This window comes from Parageobacillus thermantarcticus (genome assembly GCF_900111865.1).
GTDB lineage: Bacteria > Bacillota > Bacilli > Bacillales > Anoxybacillaceae > Parageobacillus > Parageobacillus thermantarcticus.
The window spans coordinates 16,417-36,311 of sequence record NZ_FOJS01000007.1; the positions used below are offsets into that span (position 1 = coordinate 16,417).

Annotated in this window: 21 protein-coding genes and 1 tRNA gene; 1 reads left to right on the plus strand and 21 read right to left on the minus strand. The window is 47.1% G+C overall.

The annotated features are described in order from the left end of the window. Window positions 1-11 precede the first annotated feature (11 nt). The 6 genes from BM278_RS05890 to BM278_RS05915 form a co-directional block, all read right to left on the minus strand. The gene (locus tag BM278_RS05890) at window positions 12-1,196 is read right to left on the minus strand and encodes a phosphoglycerate kinase (RefSeq protein ID WP_090948442.1); all 1,185 of its coding nucleotides are present in this window, start codon (window positions 1,194-1,196) and stop codon (window positions 12-14) included. 123 nt (window positions 1,197-1,319) lie between these two features. Then, entirely contained in the window at window positions 1,320-2,327 is a 1,008-nt protein-coding gene (gene gap / locus BM278_RS05895) for a type I glyceraldehyde-3-phosphate dehydrogenase (RefSeq protein WP_003248107.1), read from the minus strand. 45 nt (window positions 2,328-2,372) lie between these two features. After that, window positions 2,373-3,392: a sugar-binding transcriptional regulator gene (locus tag BM278_RS05900; protein WP_090948443.1), complete on the minus strand. Its 1,020-nt coding sequence runs from the start codon at window positions 3,390-3,392 to the stop codon at window positions 2,373-2,375. Window positions 3,393-3,517: 125 nt separating this feature from the next. Then, the gene (locus BM278_RS05905; protein ID WP_090948444.1) at window positions 3,518-3,763 is read right to left on the minus strand and encodes a glutaredoxin family protein; all 246 of its coding nucleotides are present in this window, start codon (window positions 3,761-3,763) and stop codon (window positions 3,518-3,520) included. Window positions 3,764-3,769: 6 nt separating this feature from the next. Then, window positions 3,770-5,083: an RNA polymerase factor sigma-54 gene (gene rpoN, locus BM278_RS05910; protein WP_090948445.1), complete on the minus strand. Its 1,314-nt coding sequence runs from the start codon at window positions 5,081-5,083 to the stop codon at window positions 3,770-3,772. Window positions 5,084-5,464: 381 nt separating this feature from the next. Continuing rightward, window positions 5,465-5,536, minus strand: a tRNA-Arg gene (locus tag BM278_RS05915). Between the two features lie 348 nt (window positions 5,537-5,884). On the opposite strand from BM278_RS05915, the gene clpP reads away from it, so the two are divergent. Next, on the plus strand, window positions 5,885-6,475 hold the full coding sequence (gene clpP / locus BM278_RS05920) for an ATP-dependent Clp endopeptidase proteolytic subunit ClpP (protein ID WP_003248099.1): 591 nt from the start codon (window positions 5,885-5,887) through the stop codon (window positions 6,473-6,475). A gap of 51 nt (window positions 6,476-6,526) precedes the next feature. Here the strand turns inward: clpP and BM278_RS05925 are convergent, their stop codons facing one another. The 15 genes from BM278_RS05925 to BM278_RS05995 all read right to left on the minus strand — a co-directional run bounded on the left by BM278_RS05925 (window position 6,527) and on the right by BM278_RS05995 (window position 19,451). Beyond that, a complete protein-coding gene (locus BM278_RS05925; RefSeq protein ID WP_090948446.1) occupies window positions 6,527-6,784 on the minus strand; it encodes an HPr family phosphocarrier protein in 258 nt (85 codons plus the stop codon). Between the two features lie 16 nt (window positions 6,785-6,800). After that, entirely contained in the window at window positions 6,801-7,763 is a 963-nt protein-coding gene (whiA, locus tag BM278_RS05930; RefSeq protein ID WP_090948447.1) for a DNA-binding protein WhiA, read from the minus strand. A gap of 31 nt (window positions 7,764-7,794) precedes the next feature. Further along, window positions 7,795-8,766, minus strand: coding sequence for a gluconeogenesis factor YvcK family protein (locus tag BM278_RS05935; RefSeq protein ID WP_090948448.1), 972 nt, complete (start codon window positions 8,764-8,766; stop codon window positions 7,795-7,797). Continuing rightward, a complete protein-coding gene (rapZ, locus tag BM278_RS05940; protein ID WP_090948449.1) occupies window positions 8,763-9,656 on the minus strand; it encodes an RNase adapter RapZ in 894 nt (297 codons plus the stop codon). Before rapZ ends, BM278_RS05935 begins: the two co-directional genes overlap by 4 nt. 17 nt (window positions 9,657-9,673) lie before the next feature. After that, window positions 9,674-10,132, minus strand: coding sequence for an 8-oxo-dGTP diphosphatase (locus BM278_RS05945; RefSeq protein ID WP_090948520.1), 459 nt, complete (start codon window positions 10,130-10,132; stop codon window positions 9,674-9,676). 254 nt (window positions 10,133-10,386) lie between these two features. Next, window positions 10,387-11,352, minus strand: coding sequence for a thioredoxin-disulfide reductase (gene trxB, locus BM278_RS05950; RefSeq protein ID WP_143093423.1), 966 nt, complete (start codon window positions 11,350-11,352; stop codon window positions 10,387-10,389). A gap of 56 nt (window positions 11,353-11,408) precedes the next feature. Beyond that, window positions 11,409-12,890 carry a tetratricopeptide repeat protein gene (locus BM278_RS05955; RefSeq protein ID WP_090948450.1) on the minus strand — a complete coding sequence of 494 codons (1,482 nt, stop codon included), beginning with the start codon at window positions 12,888-12,890 and terminating at the stop codon, window positions 11,409-11,411. A 112-nt stretch (window positions 12,891-13,002) separates the two neighbouring features. After that, window positions 13,003-13,635: a bifunctional phosphoribosyl-AMP cyclohydrolase/phosphoribosyl-ATP diphosphatase HisIE gene (hisIE, locus tag BM278_RS05960; protein WP_090948451.1), complete on the minus strand. Its 633-nt coding sequence runs from the start codon at window positions 13,633-13,635 to the stop codon at window positions 13,003-13,005. Then, complete coding sequence (gene hisF / locus BM278_RS05965; protein ID WP_090948452.1) at window positions 13,632-14,390, minus strand: imidazole glycerol phosphate synthase subunit HisF; 759 nt, start codon at window positions 14,388-14,390, stop codon at window positions 13,632-13,634. Before hisF ends, hisIE begins: the two co-directional genes overlap by 4 nt. Next, complete coding sequence (gene hisA, locus BM278_RS05970) at window positions 14,387-15,124, minus strand: 1-(5-phosphoribosyl)-5-[(5-phosphoribosylamino)methylideneamino]imidazole-4-carboxamide isomerase (protein WP_090948453.1); 738 nt, start codon at window positions 15,122-15,124, stop codon at window positions 14,387-14,389. The genes hisF and hisA overlap by 4 nt, the downstream gene beginning before the upstream one ends. Continuing rightward, on the minus strand, window positions 15,124-15,765 hold the full coding sequence (gene hisH, locus BM278_RS05975; RefSeq protein WP_208601758.1) for an imidazole glycerol phosphate synthase subunit HisH: 642 nt from the start codon (window positions 15,763-15,765) through the stop codon (window positions 15,124-15,126). Before hisH ends, hisA begins: the two co-directional genes overlap by 1 nt. Then, a complete protein-coding gene (gene hisB, locus BM278_RS05980; RefSeq protein WP_090948455.1) occupies window positions 15,762-16,349 on the minus strand; it encodes an imidazoleglycerol-phosphate dehydratase HisB in 588 nt (195 codons plus the stop codon). The genes hisH and hisB overlap by 4 nt, the downstream gene beginning before the upstream one ends. Before the next feature lie 13 nt (window positions 16,350-16,362). Further along, window positions 16,363-17,631, minus strand: coding sequence for a histidinol dehydrogenase (gene hisD / locus BM278_RS05985; RefSeq protein ID WP_090948456.1), 1,269 nt, complete (start codon window positions 17,629-17,631; stop codon window positions 16,363-16,365). Between the two features lie 14 nt (window positions 17,632-17,645). Beyond that, window positions 17,646-18,266 (minus strand): ATP phosphoribosyltransferase, encoded by a 621-nt coding sequence (gene hisG, locus BM278_RS05990; RefSeq protein ID WP_090948457.1) that lies wholly within the window; start codon window positions 18,264-18,266, stop codon window positions 17,646-17,648. Between the two features lie 3 nt (window positions 18,267-18,269). Beyond that, on the minus strand, window positions 18,270-19,451 hold the full coding sequence (locus BM278_RS05995) for an ATP phosphoribosyltransferase regulatory subunit (protein WP_090948458.1): 1,182 nt from the start codon (window positions 19,449-19,451) through the stop codon (window positions 18,270-18,272). Window positions 19,452-19,895 lie beyond the last annotated feature (444 nt).

Below are 19,895 nucleotides of genomic sequence, written 5' to 3' on the forward strand. Positions count from 1 at the left end.
GAGTGAGTGCGTTATTTATCGTTTAACGCCACCACTCCAGGAAGTTGTTTTCCTTCCATAAATTCCAGCGATGCACCGCCGCCGGTGGAGATGTGATCCATTTTGTCCGCTAAGCCGAATTTTTCTACCGCCGCTGCGGAATCTCCACCGCCGATGACCGAATATGTATCGGCAGCGTCCGCTAACGCTTGGGCAACCGCTTTTGTTCCTTCGGCAAAAGCGTCTATTTCGAAAACGCCCATTGGGCCGTTCCAAACAACCAACTTCGATTTCATAATGACATCACGGTAAAGTTCGCGCGTTTTCGGACCGATATCAAGCGCTTCCCAATCGCTTGGAATCGCATCAATCGCAACGACTTTCGTGTTGGCGTCGTTCGCAAACCGATCAGCTACGACAACATCAACTGGCATATAGAAGTTAACTCCTTTTTCTTTCGCTTTTTCCATAAATGATTTGGCTAGTTCGATTTTATCTTCTTCAAGCAGCGATTTGCCGACTTCATGGCCGAGCGCTTTCACAAACGTATACGCAAGGCCGCCGCCAATAATCAAATTGTCCACTTTATTCAGCAAATTTTCGATGACGCCGATTTTGTCTTTCACTTTCGCGCCGCCGATGATCGCCGTAAATGGACGGTCTGGATTGGACAGCGCTTTTCCTAACACTTCGATTTCTTTTTCCATTAAAAATCCGGCAACCGCTGGCAAGTAGTGGGCGATTCCTTCCGTCGAAGCATGGGCGCGGTGAGCGGCACCAAACGCGTCGTTCACATAAATATTCGCTAATTCAGCAAATGCTTTCGCCAGTTCTGGATCGTTTTTCTCTTCCCCTGGATAAAAACGGACGTTTTCGAGAAGCAATACATCGCCTTCATTCATTTTTGAAATTGCTTCTTTTACTGCATCACCGTATGCTTCATCTGTTTTTGTCACATGTTTTCCAAGCAGCTCGCTTAAACGCTCAGCAACCGCATTTAAGCGCAATTCTTCGACGACTTTTCCTTTTGGACGGCCGAGATGGCTCGCCAAAATCACTTTCGCGCCTTGCTCGATTAAATAACGAATCGTCGGAAGTGCCGCGCGAATACGCGTGTCATCCGTAATCGCGCCGTTTTCCATCGGCACGTTAAAATCGACGCGGCAAAACACTCGTTTTCCTTTCACATCGACGTCCCGAACCGTTTTTTTGTTCATGGCGCTATGCCCCCTTTTTGATCGTGTCATTTTCACAAACGAAGAGGAGTGGGGATCACTCCCCGCTCCCCTCCCCATTTTCTTATTATAGACTTGATTTGGCGATAAACACAATCACCATCATTATAAGCCTTTGGATGCGATATACTCAGCAAGATCGACAACGCGGTGAGAATATCCTGTTTCGTTATCGTACCAAGATACTACTTTCACCATTGTTCCTTCAATAACCATTGTGGAAAGCGCATCGATCGTCGAAGATACAGTAGAACCGTTATAATCGCGCGATACAAGCGGCTCTTCGCTGTAAGCTAAAATGCCTTTTAATTCGCCTTCTGCCGCTTCTTTCAATGCTGCGTTGACCTCTTCTACCGTTACTTCTTTTTCAAGTTCCGCAACAAGGTCGACAACAGATACGTTTGGCGTTGGCACACGCATTGCCATGCCGTTTAGCTTTCCTTTTAGTTCAGGCAGCACAAGCGCAACTGCTTTTGCCGCACCTGTTGTCGTCGGAATGATCGACTCCGCAGCAGCGCGTGCGCGGCGCAAATCTTTATGAGGCAAGTCCAAAATTTGTTGGTCGTTCGTATACGAGTGAACGGTCGTCATCATGCCGCGAACGATGCCAAATTTTTCATGAAGCACTTTCGCGAATGGCGCCAAGCAGTTTGTCGTACAAGAAGCGTTGGAAATAATGTGATGGTTTGCTGGATCGTATTTATCTTGGTTGACACCCATCACGATCGTAATATCTTCGTTTTTCGCCGGTGCGGAAATGATGACTTTTTTCGCGCCAGCTTCCAAATGTTTTGCCGCGTCTTCGCGTTTCGTGAAGCGGCCTGTCGATTCGACGACAATATCGACGCCTAATTCGTTCCATGCTAATTGAGCTGGGTCACGCTCTGCCTTTACCACGATTTCTTTTCCGTTTACAACAATATTATTGCCATTCACCGATACTTCCGCGTCTAATTTTCCGTGAACAGAGTCATATTTCAAAAGATGTGCCAATGTGTTGGCGTCCGTTAAGTCGTTTACCGCCACTACTTCAATGTTTGGATTTTTTAATGCCGCGCGAAAGACATTGCGCCCAATACGACCAAAACCGTTAATACCAATTTTTACAGCCATGAATAGCTCCTCCTTTAGAATAGTTGTTATTTATATTAAGGGATGTTACTCCCCTAGTAACGCTTTTGCTGCACCTTCGTCGGTAATAAGAATCGAATGATGTGCCCGTTTCATGTATGCCTGAATGGCTTTTGCTTTGGAAGATCCACCAGCCACTGCAATGACATGTTCGACGCGCGGAAGGTCTTCAAGCTGAATGCCGACCGTCTTCACTTTATGGACTACTTCGCCTTTTTCATTAAAGTAATAGCCAAACGCTTCAGCAACCGCATGCCGCGCCTGAATTTTCTCCATATCTTCATTTGGGGTTTTTCGGCGTTCTGCCATTGTAATAGCATCCCCGATTCCATGCACGACCATACGGCATGATTTAATAAGTTCCAACACTTCTTTCACGGTCGGTTCTTCAATTAAAGATTCATACGCTTCGCGGCTTAAATGGTCGGGAACGTGAAGAAGGCGATAATTTCCTAACGATTTTTCCGCCATCTTTGCGCAAATCGTATTGGCTTGGTTTTCGACATTCTCCCCTAGGCCGCCTCGTGCGGGCACAAATAAAAGATCGTTTAGCTTCGCATCCGGCGTCATCATCTCGGCCACCGCAGCCATTGTGGTTCCTCCTGTCACCGCTACGATGTCGCCGTTTGCCAGCCGTTCTTTCATGCACGTCGCACAAGCTCTCCCCATTTCTTTTTTTACCCAAGGAGAAAGGTCGCTATCCCCGGCGACAACGATCACTTCTTCCACATGAAGTTTTTGCTTTAATTTTGTTTCTAAATCTTTTAGGCCCAACACTTCCCTCATAACATCTTCCAGCGTATGCAGCAATCCTTTTCCTTCCTGCGTCAAGCTCATGCCAGCGGAACTGATGGTGAGCAAGTTTTGCTTTTTTAAAAACTGCACTTCCGAACGAAGCACGCGTTCGCTTATTCCTAAGCTGTTCGACAGCACCCTTCGCCCGACTGGTTGCATGAGAGAAATGTAACGCAAAATGCGATAGCGCTTTTGCATAACTTCAAGAAGGTCGGGCAATAATTTTTTTTGCGCCTCAATTAATGACTGCATCGATTCCCTTCTCCTTATGAAAATACATGGACATAAAATGTCCCGGTATGACTTATTATGTCCCGATTGTACGTAAAAAATTCCCTCCTGCGTCAATTTTATTGTAACAGGAGGATTGACAATGTTCAACTATTTCGCGCCTCAAGCAAGCGCTTTCTTATGACATCTTTTTGAATCATGCCGAAAGCGACTTCTTCGCCATCGATTTCGATGACCGGAATCATCAATTGATATTTTTCGAGCAACGCATCATCTTGATAAATGTCAATTTCCTTGATTTGAAAAGTGAATTCCTTTTGCAGTTCCTGTAGCACTTGTTTTGCTTTATCACATAGCGGACAGTTTGTTTTCGAATATAAATGGATGATCACTTGTTGTCACTTCCCTACATACTGCTTTCGCTTTGCCGATGACGGAATATGCAACTGCTCTCGATATTTTGCGACCGTTCTGCGCGAGATGGCTACGCCATATCGCTCATGCAATAAGTCGGCGAGTTTTTGGTCGGAAAGCGGTCGCTGTTTATTTTCCTGTTCTATTAACTGCTTAATAAACATTTTCACTTTTACCGAAGAAGCTGCGTCTTCATCCGCATAAACGGAAGAAACCGCGTTGGAAAAAAAGCGGCGAAGTTCCACGGTACCAAACGGCGTTTGCACGTATTTGTTTTTCACGGCACGGCTGACAGTAGATTCGTGAATGCCGAGCTCTTCCGCCACTTCCCGCATCGTAAGAGGCTTTAAGGCGGCAAATCCTGATTCCAGACATTGCTTTTGTTTATCAACAATGACATGCATGATGTTTAGCAACGTTTGTTTACGCTGTTCTAAGCTTTTGGCTAACCATAAAAATTGCCGATATTTATCTTTTATAAACGATTGAACTTGCCCGTCGTGATAACCGGAGAGTTTTTGTTCGTATGCCCGATTCCAAACAAGTTCCGGATGCACATCATCATTGCAAAAAATGTACCAATCCCCTTCATCGCTACGTTCAACAATGATATCAGGAACGATGAAATGGGGCATCTCTTTCGTATAATGGATGCCGGGGCGCGGCTCAAGCGTGCGGATTAAATCCCATACACGCTGCAATGAAGCAATATCCACGTCAAGTTGTTTCGCCAATGTTTTCCAAGCTTTTTCGACAAATAGCGAAAAATGGTGTTGCACGATTTGTTCCGCCAACGCATCGCGACGCGGCAAACGCTTTAGCTGCAAATATAAACATTCTTGCAAACTGCGGGCGCCAACGCCAGCTGGCTCTAACGACTGAACGATCTGTAGCGCTTTTTCCGCTTCCTGTTTGGAAATAGCAAGCCGTTCCGCGATCTCTTCGATTTCTACTCGCAAATATCCATCTTCGTCAAGGGAAGCGATCATATAACGCGCTACACGTTCTTCGCGCTTCGAAAGAGACAGGGCTGGAAGCTGTGCGGTTAAATGCGATGAAAGCGTTTCTGAATGAGTGCTTATATTTTCGATCCACCGTTGCTTTTCCTTATCCGACGAGTCGCGATCGCTACGCTTCAACCGATAGTTGCGAATTTCAAGAAACGGATTATCCAACGACTGTTCATATAAAAATGACTGCAACTCCACAGCGGAATATTGCAATAATTCAATTGCTTGCGTCAGTTCTTTTGTCAGCGATAACTTCAGCCGCTGCTCTTGCCATAATTCCGCCCTCATCGTCAAGCCCCCTTTTTTTTATTGTACACTACTGTCGCCTCGACGGTATATAGAAAAATATATAAAACAGGCTGTGGGGGCTTAGCACAATTAGCTCAGGAATGCGCTATCGTCCGGCACAGCGCGGCTAACGAAAAGCAGAAACGTTTAGTTATATATATGCGATTACGCAAAAAACCTGCCGCGTCTCGCAGCAGGTTTTCCTTTATACGCCCCGAATCTCGGCAAGTGGATCTCGCAATGGAGATCTCTACAACGCCAAATAACCGTGCAAAATTTTTTCAAAATCTATATCGAGTTCTTGAAAAATAAAATACGACTGCAAACGCAGTCGTATCAAGGAGTTGATGAAACTCAATCCGAACCTGTCGGATGTTGGAACGCCCTCGGCAGGATTCGAACCCACGCTAAGAGAACCGGAATCTCTCGTGCTATCCACTACACTACGAGGGCATTATGTTCAGTTGCATATTCAATTATATTGAAAACAGCTTTATATTGCAAGAGGGAAAATGGATCAAGTCCGCAAAATTGTGTAAAAACAAAACGGTAAAAAGCGATTTTATTTTCCCATCATCTTATTTACTGTGCTAGTAATGGAATTTTACACAATAATTTGGACTTGACCGGAAAATGCGTTTAAAAAATGGAAAAGAGGTTATGATGAAAAAAGGGATGTCTAATACCGATAGCGAATAATAATTAAGAGTAAGGGCGGTATTTTTTGTTTGACCTTCATTGACCATTTATGTATGATAGAGATACATACGATTTTAAGCGATTGGTAAAGGAGGAAGCTTCATGAATTTAATTCCTACAGTTATTGAGCAAACAAGCCGCGGGGAACGTGCATATGACATTTATTCTCGTTTATTGAAAGACCGCATTATCATTCTCGGCAGCCCAATTGACGATCAAGTGGCAAACTCGATCGTTTCGCAATTGCTATTTTTAGCAGCGGAAGATCCGGAGAAAGACATTTCGCTTTATATTAACAGCCCGGGCGGTTCGATCACTGCTGGCTTGGCGATTTATGATACGATGCAATTTATTAAGCCGGACGTTTCAACGATCTGCATCGGCATGGCCGCTTCGATGGGGGCGTTTTTGCTTGCTGCCGGGGCAAAAGGAAAACGGTTTGCCTTGCCAAACAGCGAAATTATGATCCATCAACCGCTTGGCGGTGCGCAAGGTCAAGCGACAGAAATCGAAATTGCCGCAAAACGAATCCTTTTCTTGCGCGATAAGTTAAACCGCATCCTTTCGGAAAACACCGGCCAACCGATCGATGTGATTGAACGCGATACGGACCGCGATAACTTCATGACGGCGCAAAAAGCGCAAGAATACGGAATTATCGACCGCGTGTTAACGCGCGTAGATGAAAAATAAACCGAGTAAAATGATAGGCTGCTTCGATTTACGCAGAAGCAGCCTATTTGTTTATTTTTCATTTTCCACATAACTTGCTAATTTTTCAATCGCTTCGTTTTCATCCGGGCCGTCCGCGATCAATTTAATGACAGAACCGGTGCTGATCGCGAGGCTCATTAGCCCCATAATGCTTTTTGCGTTCACTCTCTTCCCGTCTTTTTCCAAATAGATGTCGGAAGAAAAGCGATTCGCCTCCTGAACAAATAACGCCGCTGGGCGCGCTTGCAATCCCGTTTTCAACCGCACTTCTACTTGTCTCTCAACCATGCTCCATCTCCCCTTTTTATAATGATTTATGAAAATCAACAGGCTTGCCAGCCCGCAGTCGTTCGGCAATTTCATCAATTTTCCGCAGGCGGTGGTTGATTCCTGACTTGCTAATCTTTCCTCCGGACACTAATTCTCCTAATTCTTTTAACGTTACATCCTGATGCATCATTCGCAATTCGGCAATTTCCCGCAGTTTATCAGGAAGGGCGCTCAATCCGATCGTTTCATCAATATAGCGAATGTTTTCCACTTGGCGAAGGGCAGCGCCAATCGTTTTATTTAAGTTCGCCGTTTCGCAATTGACAAGACGGTTTACCGAATTTCTCATATCGCGCACAATGCGAATATCTTCGAAGCGCAATAACGCTTGATGGGCGCCGATGATATTTAAAAACTCGGAAATTTTTTCAGCCTCTTTCAAATACGTAATAAACCCTTTTTTTCGTTCCAGCGTTTTGGCATGAAGAAAAAAGTGGCTGTTCATTAATTCACATAATGAATCGTTATGTTCTTCGTAAAGAGAAAAAATTTCCAAATGATAGGATGACGTTTCCGGATTGTTTACCGATCCTCCGGCAAGAAACGCGCCGCGCAAATAAGAACGCTTACAGCACTTTTTTTTCACTAATTCCGGCGAAATAACCCGAATTAGTGAAAAGTCCTCCTTCAATATTTTTAAATCCTTTAATAGTTCGTGAGCGCCGTCAACGATTCGCACGATGTACACATTATTTTTTTTCAGGCGCATTTTTTTTCGAACTAACAGTTCGACCGTGACTTCGTATCCTTTCTTTAAAAGAGTGTAAATTCTCCGCGCGATGGCAGCGTTTTCCGTTTGCACATCGACAATCATTTTTTTATTGGAAAAAGATAGCAAACCATTCATGCGGAGAAGCGCGGATAATTCCGCTTTTAAGCAACAAGGTTTCACTTCTAAATTCGTTAGTTCTTTTTTCGTTTCTGACGCAAATGACATGGTTAGTCACCTCCGTAGTTCGTTCATGCCATTAGGAAGAAGGAGGTGCTGTAATAAGCGAAATGAGCAGCGACGCCACTTTTTTCGTGTCATGACGGATGACGTGGTCTTCATAGCTGACGATATTATCGCGAATCACTTTAATCCCCAGCTCCGCAAGCCGATCGCCATCATCCTTCACCGGTTCGGCCAACTCTTCTGCGTAACGCCGTTGAATCTCTTCTGGAATGTGCCCGCTATTGACAACGACGACATCAAGAAATAAGCATCCCATATGGTCATGGAGCGCTTTAACATGATCGCTTACCGTATAGTGCATCGTCTCGCCCGCCTGGGTCATCACGTTGCATATATACACTTTTTTCGCCTTCGCTCGGCAAACCTCCTGACCGATTTTCGGCACAAGCAAGTTTGGCAAAATGCTCGTATATAAACTTCCCGGACCGATGACAATCAAATCCGCGGAACGAATTGCGTCGATCGTTTCCGGAAGCGGCTCAACATTTTCCGGCGTCAAAAATACTTTTTTAATTCTTTTTCCGGAATAAGGGATTTTTGATTCACCGGAAACAATTGCGCCGTCTTCCATCTCCGCATGAAGAACGACGCTTTTATTCGCCGCCGGCAGCACTTGTCCGTGCACGTTCAACACTTTGCTCATCTCGCGAATCGCTTTCACAAAATCACCGGTGATCGACGTCAACGCCGCCAAAATTAAATTCCCTAACGAATGTCCCGACAATCCGTTGCCGTTTTGAAACCGATGCTGAAACAATTCGACGATAAGCGGCTCGACATCGGACAGCGCCGCTAATACGTTGCGCACATCTCCTGGCGGCGGAATGTGCAATTCATCACGCAATCTCCCTGAACTGCCGCCATCATCGGCAACAGTGACAATCGCCGTAATATCAACAGCATACTGCTTCAAGCCGCGCAACAAGACAGGGAGCCCTGTTCCACCGCCGATGATGACAATCTTCGGTTGACTTTTCGCACTCATTTATACTTTTCCTTTCTCCTCTCCATGTCGCGGTGGGACACATGAGTTTTATAATCGTTCGCAAAATGGCGGGCAATATATTCGGCAATCGCCACCGATCGGTGCTGTCCTCCCGTGCAGCCGATGGCGATCACAAGCTGGCTTTTCCCTTCCCGCTTGTAATGTGGGAGCATAAATGTCAATAAATCGATCAATTTTTCAAGAAATTTTTGCGTTTCGCTCCACTTGAGCACATAGGAAGAAACTTCCTCATCCAATCCTGTTTTCGGACGCATATGGTCAATATAGTGAGGGTTTGGTAAAAAGCGAACATCAAATACTAAGTCGGCGTCAATCGGAACACCGTATTTAAAGCCAAACGACATTACGTTGACCGTAAACGTTTGTTGCGCGTGGGAAGAAAACTGTTGCAAAATTTTTTCCCGCAATTCGCGCGGCTTTAAATCGGACGTATCATAAATAATTTGCGCTCTTCCTTTCAATTCCTCGAGCAGTTTGCGCTCTAAACGAATTCCCTCAAGCGGCAATCCGTTCGGCGCGAGCGGGTGCGTGCGTCTCGTTTCTTTATATCGCGCCACGAGCGTCGAATCTTTGGCGTCCAAAAATAAAATTTGCGGCGTTACCCATGACTGCTCCGCCAAGTCGTCAAGCGCGGTAAACAAGCTGTCGAAAAAGTCACGGCTTCGCAAATCCATCACTAACGCCACTTTATTCATTTTATTCCCCGACTCTTTCATCAGCTCCAAAAATTTTGGAAGCAACGTCGGCGGCAAATTATCGACACAAAAAAAGCCCAAGTCTTCAAAGCTCTGAATCGCAACCGTTTTCCCAGCGCCGGACATCCCCGTAATAATCACCATTTGAATCTTGTTAGCCGAACCTTTGCTCATTTTCCCCCTCCTCTTCATCAACTGGGGTCTAACCGATAGGAAAGTAGCTCAAAATCTTCCGTATATATAAACGTTCCGTACATAACATCTGATCCTTTTAGCGCATAATCTAAAATATGGTAATCACCTGGCGCCATTGGTAGCTGGTGGATCGTTTCCAACGGATGCCATTCCAACTTTCCTTCTTCACAATGCGGAACATTTTCGCCAGCAAATTGATCGGCAAAAAAAGTAAACATCATCCATTCAGAAACGGTGTGCTCTTGATCTTTGATGACAATTGTAAAAACTCCTCTAAGCTTCGGGTTTTTTAAATAAATTCCCGTCTCTTCGCGATATTCGCGAATGCATGCTTCACGGACGGATTCTCCTTGTTCCATTTTGCCTCCCGGGGCAACCCACCAGCCCCGCTTCGGCTTTTGTAATAACAATACTTTTCCGTCTTTTACTAAAACGCAATTTGTCACGCGCTGCAACACGCTCACCTCAACATAACTCCATCGAAAATGGTTAAACTTCTATTTATTTTATTATACTATTTCTTACAATTCACTACAACGAAGAAGCCCGATCCGTGCACTTGTCCACGTATAAAAAAGAAGCACGGGAAAGGGTACCCGTGCTTAACAAAAAGATCTATATATAAAAGGGGGTCAATTACTTACTTTTATCATACAAAAAAAATATTTCACACGTGTTACAGCTCGGTTAAGCCTCGATTACGATTTCATTACTTTATGTTTAATTTTTCCTTTAACTCTTCCACATAGTGCTGCGCGCTTTGCGCCGCAATGCTTCCGTCTCCTGTCGCCGTTACGATTTGCCGCAACGATTTTTCACGGACGTCTCCTGCCGCAAAAATGCCCGGCACTTTTGTTTCCATGCGCTCATTCGTCACGATATATCCGTTTTCGTTTGTAATGCCAAGGTTTGCAAACGGCTTTGAAAGCGGAAGCATGCCGATATAAATGAACACGCCATCGCACGGAAATTCTCGTTCTTCGCCTGTTTGCGTATGAACGAGCGTCACGCTGCCAACTTTTCCGTCTTTTTCGTTAATTTGTTTGACGGTATGGTTCCAAATGAAGTCAATTTTCTCGTTGGCAAACGCGCGGTCTTGCAAAATTTTTTGCGCGCGCAATTGGTCGCGGCGGTGAACGATCGTTACCTTATTGGCAAAGCGGGTTAAATATACTCCTTCTTCCACCGCGGAGTCGCCGCCGCCGACAACGACGAGATTTTTTCCTTTAAAGAACGCGCCATCGCAAACGGCGCAATAAGAAACGCCGCGGCCGCCAAGTTCTGCTTCGCCAGGCACGCCGAGCTTTTTATATTCCGCGCCAGTCGCAATGATGACGGCGCGCCCTTTATATTGCTTATCGCCGACGACAACCGTTTTATACGCTTCGCCGTCGATGATTTCTTTGACTTCGCCGTATGCGTATTCCGCGCCAAATTTTTTCGCATGTTCAAACATTTTCGTCGCTAATTCCGGACCTAAAATTTGCTCATATCCCGGATAGTTTTCCACTTCTTCCGTATTTACCATTTGTCCGCCTGGTACACCCCGCTCAATCATCAACGTGGATAAATTCGCGCGAGATGTATAAACAGCGGCAGTCATCCCTGCTGGTCCGGCTCCCGCGATAATGACATCGTAGATTTTTTCCTCTGACACGTCGTTCCACTCCTTCATTGATAGTCTTTCACCATTATCGTATAGAAGTTGCGAATGGGCGTCTATTAATTTGCTCACGATAATAGTTCTTTCACTTTCTTTATATATTTTTTCACCGTTGATAATGAAACATGATATTTATCTGCCATCGATTTTTGCGTTACGCGCTGCCCCTGCCGCTGCCGCCATACATACTCCAGCGCCGCCGACCAAGCAGAATGGTTAGAAAATCGCTCGTTTGTCGAAAACGCGTTCACGACGACGGAAAACCACGCAATATACATGCTCTCATCGGCCCAATCATTTTTCGCCGATAACTCATTGATAATGATATGGCTATTGACGATATGCGAAGGAGACTTCTCCGCCTCGCGAAGCAGAAAATAATCCGCGAATTGGCTAAGGAGCGGATGATCAGCTAAATAACGGCGAATCGCAATGGAAACGGCAGGGTCATTTTTATACGGCGATTCGCTAAACAAATAAAGCCCATATAACATTTCGGCTATATTCGTCCGGTCAAACCAGCGAATAATTTTTTGCAGCTCCGGATCAACGGACGGGCCGGAAAACGCCCACGGTTCTTCTCCACGCTTGTTAGGATTTGCCTCTATGACCTTCTCCCAAACATTTTTCGCTAATTCTTCGCGGCCGGTGTAATAGGCTGCATAAGCAAGCCAATAATAAAAGGCATCATCTCCGTCATAGCGGATTTTATACAAATGGTATAGCCATTTGAAAGCGAGGTCGAAACGGCCGACAAGCGCGAATGTTGCTCCGAGCTTATAACGATGCTCGATAAAAAACGGATGCACGCATGCCAACTGGTCAGAAAGGCGTTTTACTTGCCGTTCGTCGCGCAAATAATAATAAAAGACAAGGCGGTTGCAAAGCGCGTGTAAATTACCTGGGTTTCGCTCCAGCACCTGTTCGATAATTTCTTGCGCCTTTTGCACGTTTCCGTTATAAAAGTAGGCGAGCGCCAAGTTGTTGTGCGCTGACCAAAATTCAGGATAGTTGGCAACGATCGTTTCCAACAGGTGAATCGCTTCCGGAAACTTTTCTTTTTCCAATAAAAACCGCGCCCGCTCTTGCAACGTAATTAAATCGTCTTGTTCATCGCTGTTTTCATCTTCTTGATCGATTTTCAGCAATTCCATCAAATCCTCTGTATCCTCGGCAAAATAGCCGTCTGGATCGTGCGCCAAATACATTTCCGCATACTTCATCGCTTCGCGGAACAATCCAAGATGGGCAAAGTTATTCGCCAAAAAATAAAAACATTCGTGCATCGTTTCATCCAACTCGTGAACGATTTTGAACAACCATTGATTCGAGGCTTGGTATTCTCCAAGCTCGGCGAGCACAGAGGCGAGCTGCAATACACATGTAGCATCGTTTCCGTCATATTGAACGGCTCGTTCAAAATATTTTTTTGCTTTATACAAATCGCGATGTTGATACGCTTGCATTCCCTTTTTGAAATAGTATTCGCCGTTTCGAATAAATGGAATAATTTTTGTTTTTCGCTGTTTCGGCCCTAGTTGTTTTCCCATCGAATCCTCCATCTATGTTGAATTTACCGAAAAAAGTATACCACATTCTTTGCAAAAGCAAACAATAAAAAATAAAAGCTGGCTCAAGAAAAAGCCAGCTCGACGCCATTGTTTATTGTTTGGCGTTGTGCCGCTCCGTTAATACTTGCAACACTGCATCAAGCGGAAGTTTTTGTTCTCTTAGCAGCACAAGCAAATGATACAATAAATCGGCAACTTCCCATTTCAGTTCGTCATGACTGCGGTTTTTCGCGGCAATAATGACTTCGGCCGCTTCCTCGCCGACTTTCTTTAAAATTTTATCGACGCCTTTCTCGAATAAATACGTCGTATACGCCCCTTCAGGTCGTTCGGCATCCCGTTTCGCGATAATTTCCTCTAACGTGTTGATAATCGCAAAACGGTTTGGCGAAGCTTCGCGTTTTTCTCCGTTAATGCGGTTGGAAAAACACGAATAGCTTCCCGTATGGCAAGCTGGCCCAGCCGGCTCGACAAGCACAAGGAGTGCGTCGCTGTCGCAATCATAGCGCATGTCGACAATGCGCTGCGTATTGCCGGAAGTAGCTCCCTTATGCCAAAGCTCCCCGCGCGAGCGGCTATAAAACCATGTTTCTCCTGTTTCCAACGATTTTTTTAACGATTCTTCATTCATATAGGCAAGCATCAACACTTCTTTGCTTTGCACATCTTGGACAATCGCCGGAACGAGCCCTTTTTCGTCAAATCGGATGTTTGCGAGGTTCATCGAACATTTACCCCTCTTTCTTTTAAATACGCTTTTACTTCTTTTACCGATGTTTCTTTATAATGAAAAATCGATGCCGCCAGCGCCGCATCAGCTTTTCCGTCCACGAACGCTTCGAGAAAATGTTCGGCGCTGCCAGCTCCTCCGGAGGCGATGACGGGAACGGAAACCGCTTCGCTTACCGCTCTTGTCAGCGCAATATCAAAACCACTTTTTTCGCCATCGCAATCCATGCTCGTCAGCAAAATTTCACCCGCGCCTCGGCGGACCGCTTCTTTCGCCCATTCGACCACTTCCAAATCCGTCGCGTTCCGTCCGCCGTGCGTATACACGCGCCACGAACCAATCGTCTCGTCATATTTCGCGTCAATCGCAACAACGATGCATTGCGCCCCGAAAAAGTCCGCTCCTTCCGTAATCAGTTGCGGATTGCGGACAGCGGCCGTATTGAGCGATACTTTATCGGCGCCAGCCCGCAAAATCGTCTTTATATCATCCAGCGAATGGATCCCGCCGCCGACCGTAAATGGAATCGCCAATTGTGCCGCAACTTTCTCGACGACTTCCACCATCGTCCTGCGTCCCTCGTGTGAGGCGGAAATATCCAAAAAGACAAGCTCGTCCGCACCTTGCTCGTCGTAAAACTTCGCCAGTTCGACCGGATCGCCGGCGTCGCGAAGCTGGACGAACTGCACTCCCTTCACGACGCGCCCATCTTTTACGTCCAAACAAGGAATAATGCGCTTTGTAATCATTCTTCTTGCACCACCTTCAGCGCTTCCGCAACCGTAAATTGCTTCGTGTAGAGCGCTTTGCCGACGATCGCGCCGACAACGCCGTCACCAACATGTTTTCGCAGTGCTACTAAATCCTCGAGCGAACGGACGCCGCCGGAAGCGATCACATGCTTTCCGGTTGCGCGCGCCATTTCGACGGCCGCTTGAATATTCGGACCTGACAACATTCCGTCCGTCGCAATATCCGTAAAAATAAACGTTTGCGCCCCAGCTTCCGCCAGTTCTTTTCCAAGGTCTGTCGCTTTGACATTCGATGTGTTAAGCCACCCTTCCGTCGCAACAAATCCATCTTTCGCATCAATGCCGATGGCGATTCGTTCGCCATATTTTTTCAACATTTCCTTGACAAACGAAGGGTTGGCGATCGCAGCGCTTCCTAAAATGACACGGGCAACGCCGTTTTCCAAATAATAGACAATGTCGTCTTCTGTGCGAATGCCGCCGCCGATTTGCACTTTTACCGGCAGCTGTTTCGCCGTTTCGACGACGAACCGATCGTTGACTCGTTTTCCTTCTTTCGCGCCGTCTAAGTCGACCATATGAATCCATTCCGCTCCTTGTCCGGCGAACAAGGCGGCCATTTCGACCGGCGAATCGCCATACACCGTTTCTTTATTATAGTCGCCTTGCAAAAGACGGACGCATTTGCCGCCGCGCATATCAATCGCCGGATAAATCGTAAACGCCGCCATCACATCCTCCCCTTTCCTTCGACGATCGCCGCGTAGTTTTGCAAAATTTTCATGCCGACTTCTCCGCTTTTTTCCGGATGAAACTGCGTGCCGTACACGTTGCCTTTTCCAACGACAGCAGGCACCTCGACGTCGTAAAAGCTGCTGGCAAGCACTATGCTGTCATCGTCTGTCACCACATAATAGGAATGAACGAAATAAACATGCCCTTCTTCCACGTTTTGCAAAAGCGGGGATGGGTGACGAAAAACGAGGCGGTTCCAGCCCATATGCGGCACCTTATATTGCTCGCCGCTCGCCGTCACTCCGGGAATGCGGACGACGCGGCCGCGAAGAAGCCCTAATCCTTCCGTCAAACCGTTTTCCTCGCTTTCCTCAAACAACAGCTGCATGCCAAGGCAGATGCCAAGCAATGGCGTTCCTTCACTTACCGCTTCGCGAATAAACTTGTCGAGCCCTGTTTCCCGCAAAATATGCATCGCGTCTTTAAATGAACCGACACCCGGCAAAATAAGCCCCTTCGCTTGTCTCAGTTCATTTGGCTGCTCGGAAACGACGTACTCGTAGCGAAGCCGCTCTAACGCCTTGCTGACGCTGTATAAATTCCCCATTCCATAGTCAATAATGCCAATCATCGTCACAACATCCCTTTCGTTGATGGAACGCCTTTGACGCGCGGATCGATCATCGTCGCTTCGTCGAGCGCGCGCCCTAACGCTTTAAACACCGCTTCGATCATATGATGCGTATTGCGCCCGTAATGGACGATGACATGCAAATTCATGCGCGCTTCGAGCGCCAATTTCCATAAAAACTCATGGACTAATTCGACATCAAACGTTCCGACTTTTTCGCTTGGAAACTCGCCGCGAAACTCAAAGTGCGGACGGTTGCTTAAATCGACGACGACTTGGGCGAGCGCTTCATCCATCGGGACAAACGCGTTGCCGTAACGTTTAATCCCTTTTTTATCGCCAAGCGCCGCGCGCAGCGCCTGCCCGAGACAAATGCCGATATCTTCGGTCGTATGGTGGTCATCCACTTCCGTATCGCCTTTGGCGGTCACGGTTAAATTAAAATGGCCGTGCTTCGTAAACAAATCGAGCATATGGGTTAAAAATGGCACGCCGGTATGAAGCTCCGCTTTTCCTTCTCCGTCGATCGCAAATGTCAGCTGAATATCGGTCTCGTTCGTCTTTCGCGAAATCGAAGCATATCTTTCCATAAAAACGTCCCCCTTATTTTTTGAAACGTTCCTCAACGGCGCGAGCATGCGCCTCGAGCCCTTCGAGTCTGGCAAACGCCGCGATTTTTTCGACGTTTCGTTTCAGCGCCGGTTCGCTATAAAAAATGATGCTTGATTTTTTCACAAACTCATCCACGCTTAATCCACTCGAAAACCGAGCCGTACCGTTCGTCGGCAGCACGTGGTTCGGACCGGCGAAATAATCGCCGACTGGTTCGGAGCTGAAGCGCCCTAAAAAAATCGCCCCCGCGTGGCGGATTTGGCCAAGAAGCTGCATCGGTTCGGCCGTCATCACTTCCAGATGCTCCGGCGCCAATTCATTGACGACTTCGACCGCTTCCGCAAGCGTTTCGGTGACATAAATGGCTCCGTAATTTTTGAGCGCCGAAGCGGCAATCGCTTTGCGTGGCAGCGTTTCGAGCTGTTTTTCGACCTCGCTTGCGACCGCGAGCGCCAATTTCATCGACGGAGTGACGAGAATCGCCGAAGCGCGCTCATCATGTTCAGCTTGCGACAACAAGTCAGCGGCGATTTCGTTCGCGTTTGCCGTTTCATCGGCCAACACGACGATTTCGCTCGGTCCAGCGATCATATCAATCGCCACTTGCCCGAACACTTCCCGTTTCGCAAGCGCTACATAAATGTTGCCCGGTCCGAAAATTTTATCGACCGGCCGAATCGTTTCCGTTCCGTACGCCAGTGCGGCAATCGCTTGAGCGCCGCCGACTTTATATATTTCTTTTACGCCTAATTCGTTAGCCGCGACTAACACGCCGGCCGGGAGCGTCCCGTTTTTATTCGGCGGGGATGTGATCACGATTCGTTTGACCCCCGCCACTTGGGCAGGAATGACGTTCATAAGCACTGATGACGGATACGCGGCCGTCCCACCTGGAACGTACAGTCCAACCGCATCGAGCGGCGTTATTTTTTGTCCAAGCATCGTGCCGTCTTCTTTCGCGGTGATCCATGATTCCTTCTTTTGCCGCTCGTGGTAATCGCGAATGTTTTCCGCCGCTTCGCGAATGATGCGAAGCGCTTCTTCGCTTACATGTTGATACGCGGTTTCGATTTCTTCGTCTGTCACGCGCAGCGAATCGAGGCGCACGCCATCAAATTTCTCCGTATAGCTTTTCAGCGCCTCATCGCCGCGGGCGCGCACAGCGGCAATAATCTCCAACACCGCGCGCCGCTGTTCCTCCGTCCCCGATTCAATCGTGCGGCGCAATGACACACGGCTTATCACTCGTTCGACTTTCACGTTTTTCCTCCCCTTCATTGCGGAATGACTTCTGACAAACGGCGAACTAACACGTCGACTTCTTCGTCTTTCATTCGATAACTAACCGGATTAACGATTAATCTTGATGTGACGTCAGCGATTTTCTCAAACTCCACAAGCCCGTTTTCTTTCAGCGTCCGCCCGGTCGAGACGATATCGACGATGCGGTCGGCAAGCCCAATGAGCGGAGCGAGCTCGATGGAGCCGTTCAACCGGATAATTTCGACTTGCTCTCCTTGTTCGCGAAAGTAACTCGAGGCGATGTTCGGGTATTTCGTCGCCACGCGCGGCGCGATTTGCGGCATGCGCCCGTTCGGCAAGCCAGCCACCGCCAAATGACATTTGCTGATTTTTAAATCTAAAAGTTCATATACGTCACGTTCTTCTTCCATCATGACATCTTTGCCGGCGATACCCAAATCGGCCACCCCATGTTCGACATATGTGACGACATCCATCGGCTTGGCGAGAATAAAGCGCATGTTTTCTTCCGGCACTTCGATCATTAGCTTTCTTGACTCGGCGAATTCCGCCGGGAGCGTATATCCCGCTTTCCGCAATAGCTCAAGCGCCTCAGCGAAAATCCGCCCTTTCGGCATCGCAATCGTCAGCACCGCTCACTCCCCCTTTCCGTCGCTGCCGAGCAAATACGTAATCGGCTGATATTTTTTGCTGTATGCGTCAATATCATGAATGCCTAAAATATGCTGAAGCACGACGCGCTTTCCTTCCTGCCGCTTCGTTTTCGCAAGCTCAAGCGCTTCAGCGAACCGCTCTTGGCTAAACACGATGCACTCGATCGCCACTTCTTCCTCCGTTTCCCCGAGCGCTTCGATTAATCGATCGACGCGAATGCCAAACCCAGTCGCCGGAGCTTTTCGCGAAAATTTCTCCAGCAGCTCGTCGTAGCGGCCGCCATTTCCGATCGGAAAGCCGACATGTTCGGCATATACTTCAAATAAAATGCCCGTATAATAACTCATATGGCTGACAAGCGTCATATCGATTTTCACTGCGTCGTTCACACCGTACAGTCGCAGCGCGCTAGAAAGTTCGCAAAGCTCGTCGACCGCGCGCTTTCCTTCTTCGCTATGGACAAGCTCTCTGGCGTTTTCCATCGTCTGGTCGTTGCCGCGCAACTGCAATAATTGCAGTAAACGTTTTTGATCGATGGAAGAAAGAGGAAGAGACTTGACATGTTCCCGATAGCCGACGTAATTTTTTTCGTATAAAAAGCGGCGCAATACGCTGGCGCGCTCTTCGTTTCCTAAAATTTCTAAAAATAGAGCGTTGACGTAGCCGATATGGCCGATCGCCACTGTAAAATGCCGCAGCCCGGCTTGCTTGAGCGCCGCGATCATGACGCTGATGACTTCTGCATCGGCCGCGACTGTGCCATCCCCGATGCATTCGACGCCGATTTGTTCAAATTCCGCCGGACGCCCGCCTTCGCGCTGCTGGGCGCGGAACACGTTCGCGTTATACGCAAGGCGGAGCGGATTGCCGTCCTTATAAAGACGGGAAGCAGCCAGCCTTGCGATCGGAGCAGTCATATCGGGGCGAAGGACAAGGGTATGTCCTTGTTGGTCAAGCAGCTTAAACAGCTGATGATCGTCAATCGCCGAGGCGGCGCCGACCGTCTCGTAATATTCCAACGTCGGCGTTTCGATCAATTCATATCCCCATGTTTCAATTTCGCGAATCATCGCCTGGCGAACGCGTTTTTTGATTTCATATAAAAACGGCAATGTATCGCGCATGCCGAGAGGTTTTTCAAACATAAACAATTTTTTCGACATATCCCACACGTCCTTTATGGCAAATACTTTAGTTTGCTAATATGGTAGAGAAGTGAAGTTATTAGTAGTTTACTCCTCATTCGCTCGCGCGTCAACTATAAAACTTTCCAATGATAGAGGAAAAAAGAAAGGCTGTTTCGTTTCATACAAATATCTTATTCTCATGTTCATGGTTGTGAAAAATCGTTTTTTGCCAACTGTTGAATGGCGGTAACGATCACAGATACGATAAGACTGATCATTAACGGAACCGTACGATTTTATTTCCTTGTTCATCATCCCCTTTTATATAGAAAATTCCTTTTCTGATTTTTTGATTCCTTTCTAAATCAATTTGGTGGATAAAAATTATCGTTATACTAATGCGGTCACCGTTGCCGATAAAAAACACGAAGAACGTGTTTTGCCGTTCTCTTCCTCCTTTTGTTTCGTTAGCATAACGAA

Coding starts and splice junctions, on each gene's coding strand:
- BM278_RS05890 (WP_090948442.1), bottom strand. CDS start 1,196: ATGAACAAAAAAACGGTTCGGGACGTCGATGTGAAAGGAAAACGAGTG.
- gap (WP_003248107.1), bottom strand. CDS start 2,327: ATGGCTGTAAAAATTGGTATTAACGGTTTTGGTCGTATTGGGCGCAAT.
- BM278_RS05900 (WP_090948443.1), bottom strand. CDS start 3,392: ATGCAGTCATTAATTGAGGCGCAAAAAAAATTATTGCCCGACCTTCTT.
- rpoN (WP_090948445.1), bottom strand. CDS start 5,083: ATGAGGGCGGAATTATGGCAAGAGCAGCGGCTGAAGTTATCGCTGACA.
- clpP (WP_003248099.1), top strand. CDS start 5,885: ATGAATTTAATTCCTACAGTTATTGAGCAAACAAGCCGCGGGGAACGT.
- BM278_RS05925 (WP_090948446.1), bottom strand. CDS start 6,784: ATGGTTGAGAGACAAGTAGAAGTGCGGTTGAAAACGGGATTGCAAGCG.
- whiA (WP_090948447.1), bottom strand. CDS start 7,763: ATGTCATTTGCGTCAGAAACGAAAAAAGAACTAACGAATTTAGAAGTG.
- BM278_RS05935 (WP_090948448.1), bottom strand. CDS start 8,766: ATGAGTGCGAAAAGTCAACCGAAGATTGTCATCATCGGCGGTGGAACA.
- rapZ (WP_090948449.1), bottom strand. CDS start 9,656: ATGAGCAAAGGTTCGGCTAACAAGATTCAAATGGTGATTATTACGGGG.
- trxB (WP_143093423.1), bottom strand. CDS start 11,352: ATGAAGGAGTGGAACGACGTGTCAGAGGAAAAAATCTACGATGTCATT.
- BM278_RS05955 (WP_090948450.1), bottom strand. CDS start 12,890: ATGGGAAAACAACTAGGGCCGAAACAGCGAAAAACAAAAATTATTCCA.
- hisIE (WP_090948451.1), bottom strand. CDS start 13,635: ATGAACCTCGCAAACATCCGATTTGACGAAAAAGGGCTCGTTCCGGCG.
- hisF (WP_090948452.1), bottom strand. CDS start 14,390: ATGATTACAAAGCGCATTATTCCTTGTTTGGACGTAAAAGATGGGCGC.
- hisA (WP_090948453.1), bottom strand. CDS start 15,124: ATGGCGGCGTTTACGATTTATCCGGCGATTGATATGCGCGGCGGCAAA.
- hisB (WP_090948455.1), bottom strand. CDS start 16,349: ATGGAAAGATATGCTTCGATTTCGCGAAAGACGAACGAGACCGATATT.
- BM278_RS05995 (WP_090948458.1), bottom strand. CDS start 19,451: ATGTCGAAAAAATTGTTTATGTTTGAAAAACCTCTCGGCATGCGCGAT.